This is a genomic window from Actinomycetospora soli (genome assembly GCF_021026295.1).
Lineage (GTDB): Bacteria > Actinomycetota > Actinomycetes > Mycobacteriales > Pseudonocardiaceae > Actinomycetospora > Actinomycetospora soli.
This window is the reverse complement of the sequence record NZ_JAJNDA010000033.1, coordinates 1-14252: the sequence shown is the minus strand read 5'-3', so window position 1 is coordinate 14252 and position 14252 is coordinate 1. Positions and strand designations below refer to the sequence as shown.

Here is a 14252-nt window from a genome sequence, read left to right as displayed (position 1 = left end):
CGTGAGCCGGGCGGACTCACAGCTCGGGTTCGTCGTCGCCGAGCTCGCGCTCGACGCGTTCCCGCAGCTCGTGCACCGTCTCGACGAGCATGCGGTCGTCCCCGCAGAAGCAGTGGTGCGCATCAGGCTCGAGGATCTGCTGCAGACGCGACATCTCGCTGACCAGGGCGTCACGCTGCCCCTCGCTCAGCGCGGACTGCTCCGCGGCCGCTCCGGTCGTGACGGTCATCGCTCTCCTCCAAGGTCCTGAGATGCAGGCAGGCGCCCGGGATCGCCGACGCCCGACGAGCAGCGGCCGTGTGCCGGCGGTCCCGCGGCGCGCCACGTCACCGCCGTGACGCCCGACCCGCGCACCGCACCCATGGTGAGCAGAAAAGTGACAACCGCGGATCCGGGGTCACCGTCACGAGGGGACGGCCTCGCGAGGGGCGCCGTCGCGAGGAGCGCCGGCGGGAGGGGGCCGGGGTCAGAGGCGCAGCGTGTCCTCGACGTGCGGTGCCCGCGGGCGCAGCGCAGCCGCGGGCACGAGCCCGCAGGTCACCGGCTTCCCGGCGCGGATGTCCCCGACGCGGGGGACCACGTAGTCCACGACCCCGAACCAGGCTCCGTCCAGGTCGCGGTCCCAGTGGTGCAGGCGGCCGATCACCTCGCGGGTGAAGTCGAGGCGCCCGAGCTGGTGCTCGGCCACCGGCGGCCGCCCGTGCACCCCGACGAACCCGGCGGCGGAGTTCCCGGCAGCGCTAGCACCTTGGGCTGGATCGGAGTCGGTGCCTGTTGCATCGGCTGCAACGCCCGATGCGTGGAGGCAGCGGAGGTCGACGAACACCGGCTGGGGTTCGGTGCTCTCGTGCCGCGAGTATCCGGCGGGCAGGGCGCCCGTCGGCCGTTCCTTCTCCTCGCCTGATGTTGCTGCCGCTCCCACTCCAGCAGTCAAACACATGTTCGAACACGGGTCGTGGAGCGGCCCCGTCACCGATCGGGCGAGACGTCCCTGCGGCGACGGCGTGCGTGGTGCCGGGCCTGGCGCAGGTGATGGATCGACCAGCCGAAGCCGTGCCAGAAGAACACCACGGCGAAGACCAGGAAGACCAGCCGAAAGGTCAGGTCACCGGAGGGCCACACGTAGCTGGCCCCGACCCAGACCATGAACCCGGGCCCGTAGAGGAAGCTGACCGCGGCGAACAGGTGCGCAACCGCCCGGCCGGTCACGCCTCACCACCCCGACCGGTCCGCTGCACGGCCCGCAGGCCGGCTTCCGCGGCGGCGACCCGGTCGCGGGCCTGGGGCGCTGGGGCGAGGGTGATGCCGGCGTCGGTGAGCATCGACAGGTCGAGCTCCCAGACGTGTTGGGAGCGGGCCCACCACTTCGCGGCGGCGGCGTCGACGTGCTCCCAGGCCTGCTGCTCGGTCCAGCCGTTGACGTGGCACAGGTGCGCCAGCGCCTCGTGTTCCTGGCCGGTGACCTGGGCGTGCCCGAAGTGGGTGGCGTGGTGGCAGGACGTGCACAGGCACACCAGTCGCACCAGGCGCTGCACCAGCCGCCCACTGGGCTGGGCGCGCAGGTAGGTCCAGCGCTCGTGGGCCTCGAGCCAGCGTCGCCCGTCGGGGTTGCGTCCGGCGCCGCAGGCCTCGCAGCGTTGCCCGGCGCGGCCGTAGACCATCCGTCGGATGCGGTCCCACTCCCGGTGATCGACGGCGCTGCGGACGTTGGTGAACCAGCAGCTCGAGGGCACCAAATCCACGAAGAGGCCGTCGCCGAAGGTGCGGTCCTCCCCGGGCAGCAGCTCGGGCAGCTCCGGGCGCGGCGCCCACGCGGCGAGGGCGGGCATGCCGGGACGCGGGGCGTACCAGCGTTTCGCGGTCGGGTCCCAGCGGGCGCCGGCGGCCTTGGCGGCGTCCTTGTCGGCGAAGGGCACATCGAGGTAGCTGCGTGCGGCCATCGGCTCCCACCTGCCTTCCCAGAGGTGAGGGTGACACGAGCCCCCGACAGCTCGCCGCCCCACCGGGCGGCGAGCTGTCGACGGGTGGTCGCCGCGGGAGCGCAGACCCATGAATGGTGATGCGTGGGGCCGCGCCCGCCGGGCCCGGCGGGCGCGGGCCCGCCCGCCGCGTCGCCGGGCGGCGGGGTGCGGCGCGAGCGGCCCGGGCACGCCGGGGGGCGCGGCCGGGCGGCGGCGGGGAGGGGCTCCTCACGGCCGGGCGGCCGGGGGCGCCTGCGGCGCCGACCCGAGGCGCTGCGCGCTGTCCTTGCTGAGTTCCTTCTCCCGTGGGGCGTCCGAGTCTGAGCCGCCGGTCGGGGGCGAGCGCCCGATGGACCCGGCCCGCGCCGAACCAGTGACCCCGAGCCCTCGTCCCTCGGGCTGACACCGGGGTCACGTTGTTCGGGCGAGCCGGAACCCCCGGGCGTGGCCTGCGGCCACCCCCGACCACCGACTCTGCGCGACCCGCGCCCCACGGGGCGAAGGAAATGGTCGCCGCCCCTGACGGTCCGGTGCCGGTCCTGCGCCTCGTCTCGCGTGAGTCGGAAGGACACTGCGGTGACCCAGCACCCCGCTACCAGCAACAACCCCACCAGCACCGCCGGCATGGTCGGCACGGCCACTGGCTCGGTCGGCGCGACCGCCGCCGGCGGGGCCGAGGCGCGTGGTCCGCGGGCGCTGCGGGGGAGGTGTCTGGGGACGCCCCGGGGGCGGTGGCATCCCGCTGGGCAGGCCGATCTGGCGCCGTCGGGGGCGCGGGCGCGGGTGGCGGCGAACCTGGCCGCGCTGCGGATGCTGGCGGAGCTGGAGCAGACCGGGGCGGCGCCGGACGATGCGGCGCGTCGGGTGCTGGCGCGCTGGTCGGGGTGGGGTGCGGTGCCGGCGGTGTTCGACGGCGCCGACCCCCGCTTCGCCGTGGAGCGCGACGCGCTGCGGGAGCTGATCGGCCCGGCTGGGATGGCCGCGGCGGCGACGTCGACGCTCAACGCCCACTACACCGACCTCGGCATCGTCGCGGCGGTCTGGGAGACCGTCGCCGCGCTCGGGTTCACCGGCGGCACGGTCCTCGAACCGGGCTGCGGGTCGGGGAACTTCCTGCACCACGCCCCGCCCGGGGCGCGGGTGATCGCGGTCGAGCAGGAGCCGAGCACCGCGCGGATCGCCGCGGCGCTGCACCCCGAGGCGACGGTGCGCTGTGAGTCCTTTGCCGACACCACCGTCGCGGCGCTGCCCGGCGGGGCAGCGGTGGACCTGGTGGTGGGCAACGTCCCGTTCGGCAAGGTCGCCCTGCACGACCGGCGGTACAACCGGGCGAACCGCGTGATCCATAACCACTTCGTGATCAAAAGTCTGCACCTGACTAGGCCCGGCGGGCTGGTCGTGGTGCTGACCTCCCGGTTCACCCTTGATGCCCGCGACCCGGCCGCGCGCCGCGAGATCGCCGCGCTGGGCGACCTGCTCGGCGCGGTCCGGCTCCCGTCCGGGGCGCACGAGCGCGCCGCCGGCACCGCGGCGGTGACCGACCTGCTCGTCCTGCGCCGCCACGACCACAACGACCCCAGCACCGAGGCCGAGCGCGGGGCCGAGCGCGGGGCCGAGCGCGAAGCTGCGCGCGGGGCCGAGTGCGGGGCCGGGGGTGCGGGGTTCGAGGCGACGATGCCGGTGCCCGGGCACGACGACCCGAAGGTGCGGGTCAACCGGTACTGGGCCGAGTACCCCGGCCGGGTCCTGGGGACGTTCGCGGTGCGCCACGGCGCCTACAGCGCGCGGAGCCTGCGGGTCGACCCGCGCCCCGGCGAACTCGGCGAGCAGCTGCACGACGCCCTGGCCGGGATCGTCGCCGACGCCCGGACCGCCGGACTCACCCTCACCCCCGCCGCGCCCGCCGCCCGGCCCGCCCGGGCCGGGGATGGGGTCGGCAGTGGGGTCGGCAGTGGGGTCTCAGTGGTGGCGGGACCGGCGCGGCCGGTGGCGCTCGACGCCCGGGAGGGGCTGCTGCAGGTCGGTCCCGACGGCGGGTTCACCCGCATCGAGGCGGGCCGTCCGGTGCGCCACGAGGTGCCGCGCGCGCAGGCCGGGGAGCTGGCGGCGCTGCTGGGGCTGCGCGACACCGTGGTCGCGCTGCTCGACCTGGAGGCCCGCGAGCGCGTCGAGACCCCGCGGATGCGGGAGCTGCGCGCCGAGCTCGGCGCCCGCCACGACCGCTACCTGGCCCGGTTCGGGCCGATCACCCGCGCCACGGTGCGCCGCACCGGACGCGTCGATCCCGCCACCGGGGAGCCGCGCACCGCGCGCACCACGCCCCGCCAGGGCGGGTTCCGCGCCGACCCGTACGCCCCCGCGGTCTACGCCCTCGAACACCCCGACCCCACCACCGGGCCCGACGAGCACGACGGCGCGCGGCCGATGGTGCGGCCGGTGGTGCGGGCGGACATCTTCCGCGGGCGGGTAATCGCGCCGCGTGCCCCGCGCCGGTCGGCGGACTCCCCGGTCGATGCGCTCGCGATCTGCCTCGACGCGCACGCCCGGGTCGACCTCGCCGTGATCGCGGGGCTGCTCGGGACCGGCGAGACCGACGCCCGGGCCCGGCTGGGCTGCCTGGTGTTCCACGACCCGCAGCGGGGGAGGCTGGTGCCGGCGGCGGAGTACCTGTCCGGCGACGTGCGGGTGAAGCTGGCCGCCGCCCAGGACGCGGCCGCGCAGGACCCGGCGCTGGCGCCGAACGTGGCGGCGCTGCGCGCGGTGGTCCCGACCGATCTGGGGCCGGGGGAGATCACCGCGCACCTGGGGGCGGCGTGGATCGACGCCCGGCACATCGAGGCGTTCATGCGCGAGGTCCTCGACGACCCCTCGGCGCGCGTCGAGCACCCCGGCGGGGCGGTGTGGGAGGTCCGCGGCGCCCGCCACGGGGTCGCGGCGACCCAGACCTGGGGCACCACCCGGCGCCCGGCCGCCGAGCTGGTCGCCGCGGCGTGCGAGCAGCGCCCGGTGCGGGTCACCGACACCGTCGAGGGCCGCGACGGGGTCAAGCGCCAGGTGCTCAACCTGACCGAGACCCTCGCCGCCCAGGACAAGGCCAAGCAGCTGGGCGAGCGGTTCGCGGAGTGGGTGTGGGAGGACCCGGCCCGGGCCGGCGAGCTGTGCCGGGTCTACAACCAGGCGTTCAACGCGGTGGTGCTGCGCTCCTACGACGCCGCCGGCCCGGACACCCTGTCGCTGCCGGGGCTGGCGCAGGGGTTCACCCCGCGCCCGCACCAGTACGCCGCGGTCGCCCGGATGATCGCCGAGCCCGCGGTGGGGCTGTTTCACGAGGTCGGGGCGGGCAAGACCGCGGAGATGGCGATGGGCGCGATGGAGCTGCGCCGCCTCGGGCTGGTCAGAAAGCCCGCGATCGTGGTCCCGAACAACATGCTCGAGCAGTGGGCCCGGGAGTTCACCGCCCTCTACCCCGCCGCGCGGCTGCTGGTCGCCACCCACGACGATCTGACCCGCGACCGGCGCCGCGCGTTCGTCGCCCGGGTCGCGACCGGCGACTGGGACGCGGTGATCATGACCCGGTCGGCGTTCGAGCGCCTGCCCATGTCCCGGGAGGCCCAGCAGCGCTACCTGGGCGAGGAGACCGACCGGATCACCCGGTGGCTGGAGCGGGCGAAGGGCGCCGGCGCGGCGAGCCTGAGCGTGAAGCGGGTGCAGCGGATGCTGCTCGCGGCGACCGAGCGGATCAAGGGCAAGCTCGACTCGGTCCGCGACGACGGAGTCTCGTTCGAGCAGACCGGCATCGACTACCTGTGCATCGACGAGGCCCACCTCTACAAGAACCTGCGCACCCCCTCCAACATCACCGGCGCCGCGATCGAGGGCTCGGCGCGCGCGCAGGACCTGGACATGAAGCTGGGCTACCTGCGCTCCCGTGCGGGCGCCCGGGTGGTCACCCTGGCTACCGCGACCCCGATCGCGAACAGCATCACCGAGACCTACGTGATGCAGCGCTACACCCGCCCCGACCTGCTCGAAGCCGCCGGGGTGGAGGAGTTCGACCAGTGGGCCGCGACCTTCGGCGAGGTCGTCACCACCGTGGAGATGACCCCGGACGCGGCCGGGTTCCGGCTCACCGACCGCTTCGCCCGGTTCACAGGCGTCCCCGAGCTGCTGCGGCTGTGGCACGTCTCGGCCGACATCAAGGCCGGCGAGGACCTGCAGCTGCCCGTCCCGCAGCTCACCGAGCGCCCCGAGGACGGGGCGCGCGCGGCGCACACCGTGCTCATCGAGGCCTCGCCCGAGCTGCGCGAGTTCGTCAGCACCCTCGGCGCCCGCGCCGAGGCGATCCGCAACAAGCAGGTCGAGCCGCACGTCGACAACATGCTGCGGATCTGCTCGGAGGGCCGCGCCGCCGCCCTGGACCTGCGCCTGCTCGGCCGCCCCCAGACCGGGCCCGCGACCGTGGAGCGCGCAGCGGAGAACATCGCCGCGGTCTGGGCCGCGCACCGCGACGACCGGTTCACCCGCCCCGACGGCACCACCCACCCCACCCCCGGCGCGCTGCAGATCGTGTTCTGCGACCTCGGCACCCCCGGCCCCGGCTGGAACGTCTACGACGAGCTGCGCGAGCAGCTGATCGCCCGGGGGCTGCCCCGGCGCGCGGTCCGGTTCATCCACGACGCCACCACCGACACCGCCAAGGGCGCGCTGTTCGCGGCGGCGCGCTCCGGTGAGGTCGCGGTGCTGATCGGGTCGACCGAGAAGATGGGCGTGGGCACCAACGTCCAGGCCCGCGCGGTCGCCCTGCACCACCTCGACTGCCCCTGGCGCCCCGCCGACCTGCACCAGCGCGACGGGCGCATCCTGCGCCAGGGCAACCCGTATGCCGAGGTGACGATCTACCGCTACGTCACCGAAGGCTCGTTCGACGGCTACTCCTGGCAGACCGTCGCCCGCAAGGCCCGCTTCATCGGCCAGGTCATGCGCGGCCGGCTCGACGTCCGCGAGATCGCCGACGTCGGCGAGGCCACCCTGTCCTTCGACGAGGTCAAGGCCCTGGCCTCCGGCGACCCACGGATCATCGAGAAGGCCCGCCTCGACGCCGAGGTCGCCACCCTGGACCGCCTCGAGCGCGCCCACTGGCGCAACCAGGCCCGCCTCGACCACACCATCACCACCGCCGAGACCGCCATCGACCGCGGCGAGACCGACCTCGCCGGCCTCGACACCGCGCTCGCCGCCCGCCGCCCCACCCGCGGGCAGGGCTTCACCGCCAGCATCGGTGCCCGCGACTACCGCGAGCGCGCCGAGTTCGCCACCGACCTCGCCGCCCTGCTCGCCGCAGCGCTCGACGAGCCGGTGCGGCGGCGGACCGGGTGGGGGCAGTGCGCCGTGCTCGGCGGGCTCGGGATCACCCACAGCGTCGCCCGGGAGCTGCGCGCCGGGCAGGCGATCACCGAGCACCACCTGCAGTTCACCGCCGCCCCCGGCGACCCCGTCCGGGTCCGCGCCGACGAACTCGACGCCCGCGCCGGCGGCACGCTCGCCACCCTCGAGCACCGCCACGCCGCCCTGGACACCCGCCGCGCCCGCGCCGCCGCGGCGTTGGAGACGACCCGCCGGGAGCTCACGCTGGCCCGCGACCAGCTCGGCGCCCCGTTCACCCGCGCCGACGAGCTCACCGACAAGCGCCGCCGCGCCGACGAGCTCGCCCAGGCCATGACCGAGCTCGCCCGCGACACCGAAGCCGCCGCCGCCCACGCCGCCCACGCCGCCGCCGAGACCGCCGGGGCCGGCGACGAGCCGCCCGGCGGGGAGGAGGCGCAGCGGGCCGCCTGAGGCCGGTCGCCCGGCCCGTGAGGTGCCACCCGAACCGGCGGGGGCGCCTCACGGCCGGGCGGCCGGGGCCCTACCGGGCCCGCGCGGACGCCGCTGCGCGGCGCGCCCTCCCCTGATTCCTTCTTCCCTGGGGCCGTCCGAGTCTGAGGACCCCGGGCCCGGCGAGCGGGCGATGAACCCGGGCGACACCGCCCGGGTGGTCCCAGCCTCCTGGCGTCGGCTGCCCACGGGACCACCCCGTCCGGGCCACCCGGAACCCCCGCCCGTCCGCTACCGCGGACCGGGCCCGGGGCCCTCTCTTCGACTCACGCCCCCAGGGCAAAAGAAATGGTCGCCGGACCACCACGACACCCGCACGCCACTTCACATCCCGGGTCCAGCCGCGTTCGGGTCGACAGCAGAAGCCACGCATAGGTTGCCGACCACGAAACGGTGCGCGCGACCCGCCACCACGTTATCGAGATGTGCTGATCGACTTCCCGGAATTGTGGCGGCATCAGATCTTGATGAATAGAATGGGAACCATCACCTAGGAGGTGTGTGTCATGACCGGACCGAGCACCGATTCAGCGGCTCCGAACGGCGCCGGGAATGAGGCGGTGCGGTGGGTGGCGAAGCTGCTCATCGCGCTGGGTTCGGCGTTGCCGGAGGGTCCGTCGGGGAAGTGGCAGTGCCCGGCGCATGCCCGCACCGGCGCCCACGCGCCCAGCCTCGGCGTCGGGGTACGCGACGACGGCGGGGTGTGGGTGCACTGCCACGCCGGCTGCACCACCAAGGAGGTCTGCCACGCCCTGGGGCTGACCCTGGACCACCTGACCCGCCCGCCGCGCCTGTCCGCCCAGGCCTGGATCCGGACCCGGCGGCTGCAGGTGGGGTTCCCGGCGCCGAAGGTGACCGCGCACCCGCGGGCCCGGGGGCTGCGCCACGAGGCGTTCCACTCCTACGGGCCCCGGTTCTGCCTCGAGCGGCTGCGCCACCCCGTCACCGGGGAGAAGGCCGTGGAGTGGCACGCGGTCAACCCGCAGGGCGAGTGGGTGCCCGGGCTGCTCGGCACCCGGATCGCTGACCTGCCGCTCTACCGTGAGAACGACCTGGCGATGGCGGTCGGGGCGGGGGAGACCGTGCTCGTGGTCGAGTCGGAGTCCTCGGTCGATGCCCTCAACCGCGCCGGGTGGTACGCCACCACCTGGGCCGGCGGCGCCGGCGCCCCGCCCTGCGAGCGCCTGGCCACCATCCTGGGCGGGCACGACCAGGTCGTGGTGATCGGCGACGCTGACGGCCCCGGACGGGCCTGCGCGGCGAAGCTCGCCGAGACCCTCCCCGGCGCCGTGGTCATGTTCTCCGAGCGCGACGGCGAAGACGCCCGCGACCTGCTCGACCGCCTCGGCGCGGCGGGGCTCTCCGCCCGCATCACCGCTGCCGCCCAGGCCGCCCACGCCGCCCACGCCGCCCGCTCAGCGGAGAACACCGGCGACCCCGTCGCCGCCTAAGCGCCACCACGCACGCCTCACCGGCCGCGTCCCCCGCCATTCCGCGATTCCTGTCATTCCTCGAAGGGGAGAGCTATGTCCGCCGTACCCGTGTCCATCGTGTTCTACCGATTCGGCACCCACGCCCAGCCCGTCCTGTCCGACGAATTGCGCGAGCAGGGATTCCGGCGCCGCTTCAGCGAAACCGACCCGGCCCTGCGAATCGGTGAGGTCTACGGACACCACCAGGACCTCGTCATCGCCGACCAACTCGCGAACCGGCTGCGTGACCTCGACCCGACCGCAGTCTTCGAGATCGTCGTCGCCCCCACCGCCGAATACGACGGCGACCGCATCGTCATCGACCCCGACCTCGGCGAGTACGACAGCGGCGCCGACCACGCCGGCCGCCCGGTCCTGCTCGCCGACGACGTCATCACCAACCTCGAGTTCGCCGGCGCGCAGATCACCGCCGGCCGCGACCCCGCCGCCGTCCTCGCCGAGCTCGACCGCGCCGTCGGCGGCCCCTGGCAACGCCGCCTGGCCGAGCTGCGCGACCAGCAACGCCGCGCCACCACACCCGCCCACCCCTGAACAGCCGACCCGACCAGGAGACCCCTCCGATGAGCACCCAGCCCGCCCCGAGCAGCGTCGACTACACCGCCAGCGTCGACGCCACCACCAGCAGCCACAGGGTCACCGCCGCCGGCAGCGCCGCCGACGCCCGCGAGGTCCTCGTGCCCGGCGAGCTCTACGCCGCCCTCGCCGTCGCCGCCGAGACCCCCGCCTGGCACCGCGACGCGCTGTGCGCCCAGGCCGACCCCGAGGCGTTCTTCCCCGAGAAGGGCGGCTCACCGGCCGAAGCCAAGCAGGTCTGCCGGCGCTGCCCCGTCCGCGAGCAGTGCCTCGCCGACGCGATCGCCCACGACGAACGCTTCGGGGTCTGGGGCGGCGTCGGCACCCGCAAGCAACGCCAGACCCTCGCGCCCACCCTCGCTCCCGCGCCTGCACACCTGGAGTCCGGCGCCCAGGAGCCGGCCGAGGGCGGGAACGACTGGCCCCGGGCGACGTCGCGGCGGGAGTCGACGCCGGTGCCGCGAGGCCGGACCGCGGTCGAGGGGATGGCGGCGCGGCTGCCCACCGAGCCACGCCCGCAGCGGGTGATGCGCCAGGGTCCCCGCTCCACCTTCCCCGAACGCGCCCGCCACACCCCGCCCGTCGCCGCCAGCGCGCCCGCGACCAGGGCAGCGACCAGGGCAGCGAGCAGGTCCATGGTCGGGGCCACGAGCAGCGCCGGGAGCCGTGCAGGGAGCCGCGCAGGGAGCACGGTCCCCGCGCAGCGGACCGGCGGCAGCGCCCACCGAGCCCTCCAGACCGCCCCAGCCGAATCCCCGGCCACCGCCACCACCGCCGCCAGCGCCACGGTCACCGCGTTGCGCCCGGTCCAGGCCGGCGCCGAGAGCGCCGCGGTGACGGGCCCGGGCGAGGACCCGACCGACGACCTCGCGGCCCCAGCCCCGACCCCGTCCGCCCGGCCACCCGATGGGTCGCCCCGCGAACTCGCGGCCACGATCACCGCGATCCTCACCGCCCACCCCCACCTCGCCGCCGACGGGACGGGCGCCGACGTCGACCCGGGCCAGGTGCACGTTCTGGCCACCGGCGAACACGACGCCGCCGACGGGGAGCCCGGCGGGGAGGTCGAGCTGCGGGTCGCGGCGGTGGCGCTGGTCGAGTCAGGACAGGCGACCCGCGGCCAGACCGCCCGCCGGTTCGGGCTGCGCTCCCAGGACGTCGCGCACTGGGTCGCCTGCCACCAGCAGGGCATGCCCCTCATCGAGACCAGCGCCAGGAGTCGGCGATGAGCATGCTGATCGTCGGCCTCGTGCTCGGCCTGCTCGTGGGTGTCCCCATCGGACGGCGGGTCGCGGAGTTCTCCCGCGGCCGCCACGACGCCCGCCAGGCCTGGCAGGGCCGCAAGCGATACCGGCAGTGACCACCACCCCGAGCAGGAGGTGACAGCGATGCCCCAGGACCCGCAGGTCACGATCCCGACCCCCCGAGGGGTCGCCGAACCCACCCCGGCCCGGCCGGCCGGAGGCCCGGTGTTCGACCAGCCGGGTTGGCTGACCCTGGTCGAAGCGCTCGACCGGTTCGCCGCCGGGACCGTCGCCCGCCTCGAGCATCAGCTCACACGGGCCGCCGACCGGCAGGAGGTGACGCGGCTGCGCCGCCAGCGGGACCGGGCGCTGGCCCTCGAAGCCGTCACCATCGCGGCGGTCGACGCCGCCCGCCGCGCACCAGCCCCGTCCGCGGCGGCGTCCGCGCCACCCTGCGAGCAGGCGCGAACGCGATGAACGAGGCCGCCCGTTCGATGACCCGGCCCCGCAGGGTCTACTGCGGGTGGATGGTCGCGCTGTACTGGTCACGCTGCCTCCACTGCCTCGAGGTGATCGACCGCGGGGACTGGCAGGGCCTGGCCCGGGTCCCCGACCACGGCCCCCGCTGGGTCCACGAGGCGTGCGCGCTCGAGCTCGGCCCGCTGGGCAGCGCGCAGCGCCCCGCCCACGACCGCGGCGTCGCCACCGAAGACGCCACTGAAGCCGCCACCGAGGCCACCCGGCCTACGGCCGGCACCGCCGCGGTCTCCGGCGCCGGATCGGCCGTGCTGCGGGTGCGGGTCGTCGGCGCCGCGGACTGGCCCCGGGCGCGGGCGACCGAGGTCCGCGACGCGATCGCGGCGGTCGTGCGCGGCCACCGCCACGCCCGCATCGCCCACGCCGCCCGCACCGACCCCGACACCGGGCGCCTGGCCGGCGTCGACGCCTGGGCCGAGCTCACCGCCACCCGCCTGGGCCTCCAGGTCGACCACCTCAGCTGCCCCGCCCGCCCCGACGACGGCCGCCGGCACCCGGGCGAGCCGGCCAACCGAGAGCCCGCGCAGCTGGTCGACCTGGTCGACGTGGTCGTGGCGTTCCCCCTGACCCGCGACCCCGCCACCGGCCGGCCACGCCGCGACCCCGCCACTGAGGACGCGATCGCCGCCGCCGAGCTCGCTGGGCTCGTCGTCCTGGTCCACGGCGACCCGCACCGAGCTTGACCCCGACGGCGGCGACGGCTTCCCTGCCCGGGTGGGCTTCTGGCGCGACGTGTTCGACTTCAGCGACGCCGCCGACACCCCAGCCCGAGCGAAAGCCGCCATGCAGCTCGGAGCCACCCTGCTCGTGCTCGGTGTCCTCGCCGCACTCGTCTACGGGGCCGCGACCGGCTGGCAGGGCTCCTTCCTCCCGCCCCTGCTGATCCTCCCGGCCGCGGGCTTCGGCCTGTTGCTCAACGGCCGCTGGACCTTGAAGCGGGCACGTGCGCGCCGGGAGCGGCGGCCGCGGGACCGGTAGAGCTGCGTACTCGCCCGCGGCCGCGGTGGTTGGGGTCGGTCATCGGCCGGCAGCGGTCAGGGCTCCTCAGGGCCGGGCGGCCGGGGGCGCCTTCGGCGCCTTCTCGGACGCCGCTGCGCGGCGCGATCTTGTTGATTCCTTCTCCCCGTGGGGCGTCCGAGTCTGAGAACCCGGGCGGGGGCTGCGCCGGCGATGAACCCGGCCCGCGCCGCACGAGTGACCCCGAGCCCTCGTTCCTCGGGCTGAACATCGGGGCCACGTCGTCCGGGCGAGCCGGAACCCCCGCCGGTGACCTGCGGTCACCCCCGCCCGGTTTCTCGCTTCGACTCCTCGCCCCACGGGGTGAAGGAAATGGCAGCCGGACCGGCCAGGTGCGGGTGCCGCTTCCCGAGCCCCGTCTCACCTTCTCGAACGAGACGGAGAACGTCATGACCCAGGAAGCCACCCCGCAGGCCGTCGTCCGGATCAACCGCCCGGAGACGCTGCTGGCGTCGCTGCCCGCGCTGTTCGGGTTCGCCCCGAGTGAGTCGCTGGTGGTGATCGGCATGCACGGCGAGCCCGCCCGCCGCCGCGTCGGCGCGTCGATGCGCTGCGACCTGCCCACCGACCGGCAGGGGGCGTGGGAGCTGCTGCGCTACACCCACGACGCCCTGGCCGCGCGGCGCCCGGACGCGGCGCTGATCGCGGTCGTCGGCGGCGACCTCGAGGGCACCGAGCTGCCGCACACGTGGCTGATCGACAAGCTCGGTGAGGCGCTGGCCGGGAGCGGCATCGACGTGTCCGCGTCGTTGTGGGCGCCCGCGATCCGCCCCGGCGCGGGGTGGTCCTGCTACGACGGGTGCTGCGCAGGGTTGCTGCCCGACCCGACGGCCACCGAGGCCGCCGCGCACACCGCCCTGATCGGGCGCCGCACCTACCTCTCCCGCGAGGACGCCACCGCTGCGGTCACCCCGGACGCGGCCGCCGCCAGCCCGGCCCGCCGCCAGGCCCTCGACGCCGCCCTCGCCGCCGCGGTGGCCCGCCGCACCGGCCACGGCGACCTGCGCGCGGTCCGGGAGGACCTCGACACGCTGCGCGCGGCGTGCGCGACGGTCGGGCGGGGCGAGCCGATCGCCGAGGCCGACCTGATGGGCATGGTCGCCGCCCTGATCGACCCCCGCGTCCGCGACGTCGCCCTGGGCTTCGCGGAGGGCTGCGACGACACCGTCACCGCCGAGGACGCCACGGCGCTGTGGGCGCTGCTCACCCGCGCCGCCCCCGCCCCCGAGGTCGCCGAGCCCGCCACCCTCACCGCGTGCGCGGCCCTGTGCGCGGGCGGCGGGGCGGTCATGACCGCCGCGATCGACCGGGCCCGCACCGCCGACCCCGAGCACCGCCTGTCCGGGCTGGTGGCCACGATGATCGCCGCGAGCATGGAGCAGCAGACGATGCGCGACATGATCGTCAAGGCGGCCACCCAGACCGCCGCCGCGGACTGGCCCCGGGCGCGGGCGACCGAGGTCCGCGACGCGATCGCGGCGGTCGTGCGCGGCCACCGCCACGCCCGCATCGCCCACGCCGCCCGCACCGACCCCGACACCGGGCGCCTGGCC

General features: G+C 75.8%; 13 protein-coding genes. 9 read left to right on the top strand and 4 right to left on the bottom strand.

All coding sequences use genetic code 11. The features are described from left to right. Nucleotides 1–16: 16 nt before the first annotated feature. From LN037_RS29665 to LN037_RS29650, 4 genes are all read right to left on the bottom strand, one after another. A complete protein-coding gene (locus LN037_RS29665; protein WP_230760280.1) occupies nt 17–229 on the bottom strand; it encodes a hypothetical protein in 213 nt (70 codons plus the stop codon). A gap of 237 nt (nt 230–466) precedes the next feature. Beyond that, a complete protein-coding gene (locus LN037_RS29660; RefSeq protein WP_230760277.1) occupies nt 467–688 on the bottom strand; it encodes a hypothetical protein in 222 nt (73 codons plus the stop codon). Nucleotides 689–969: 281 nt separating this feature from the next. Next, nucleotides 970–1209, bottom strand: a complete 240-nt coding sequence (locus LN037_RS29655; protein ID WP_230760274.1) for a hypothetical protein — start codon at nt 1207–1209, stop codon at nt 970–972. Then, nucleotides 1206–1940 carry a DUF5710 domain-containing protein gene (locus LN037_RS29650; protein WP_230760272.1) on the bottom strand — a complete coding sequence of 245 codons (735 nt, stop codon included), beginning with the start codon at nt 1938–1940 and terminating at the stop codon, nt 1206–1208. The genes LN037_RS29655 and LN037_RS29650 overlap by 4 nt, the downstream gene beginning before the upstream one ends. A 597-nt stretch (nt 1941–2537) precedes the next feature. Here LN037_RS29650 and LN037_RS33955 point away from each other — a divergent pair. The 9 genes from LN037_RS33955 to LN037_RS29610 all read left to right on the top strand — a co-directional run. Then, nucleotides 2538–7796: a helicase-like domain-containing protein gene (locus LN037_RS33955; protein ID WP_230760270.1), complete on the top strand. Its 5259-nt coding sequence runs from the start codon at nt 2538–2540 to the stop codon at nt 7794–7796. 545 nt (nt 7797–8341) lie between these two features. Further along, complete coding sequence (locus tag LN037_RS29640; RefSeq protein WP_230760268.1) at nt 8342–9286, top strand: hypothetical protein; 945 nt, start codon at nt 8342–8344, stop codon at nt 9284–9286. Between the two features lie 75 nt (nt 9287–9361). Further along, nucleotides 9362–9859: a DUF3145 family protein gene (locus tag LN037_RS29635; RefSeq protein ID WP_230760266.1), complete on the top strand. Its 498-nt coding sequence runs from the start codon at nt 9362–9364 to the stop codon at nt 9857–9859. 29 nt (nt 9860–9888) lie between these two features. Next, the gene (locus LN037_RS34090) at nt 9889–11130 is read left to right on the top strand and encodes a WhiB family transcriptional regulator (protein WP_372460559.1); all 1242 of its coding nucleotides are present in this window, start codon (nt 9889–9891) and stop codon (nt 11128–11130) included. After that, complete coding sequence (locus LN037_RS33015; RefSeq protein WP_255695251.1) at nt 11127–11261, top strand: hypothetical protein; 135 nt, start codon at nt 11127–11129, stop codon at nt 11259–11261. Before LN037_RS34090 ends, LN037_RS33015 begins: the two co-directional genes overlap by 4 nt. A gap of 28 nt (nt 11262–11289) precedes the next feature. Further along, nucleotides 11290–11622: a hypothetical protein gene (locus tag LN037_RS29625; RefSeq protein WP_230760264.1), complete on the top strand. Its 333-nt coding sequence runs from the start codon at nt 11290–11292 to the stop codon at nt 11620–11622. Beyond that, nucleotides 11619–12365, top strand: a complete 747-nt coding sequence (locus tag LN037_RS29620) for a hypothetical protein (RefSeq protein WP_230760262.1) — start codon at nt 11619–11621, stop codon at nt 12363–12365. Before LN037_RS29625 ends, LN037_RS29620 begins: the two co-directional genes overlap by 4 nt. Before the next feature lie 100 nt (nt 12366–12465). Further along, on the top strand, nt 12466–12660 hold the full coding sequence (locus LN037_RS29615) for a hypothetical protein (RefSeq protein WP_230760260.1): 195 nt from the start codon (nt 12466–12468) through the stop codon (nt 12658–12660). A 428-nt stretch (nt 12661–13088) separates the two neighbouring features. Beyond that, the coding region (locus LN037_RS29610) for a DUF4192 domain-containing protein (RefSeq protein ID WP_230760258.1) at nt 13089–14252 on the top strand (1164 nt) is incomplete at its 3' end.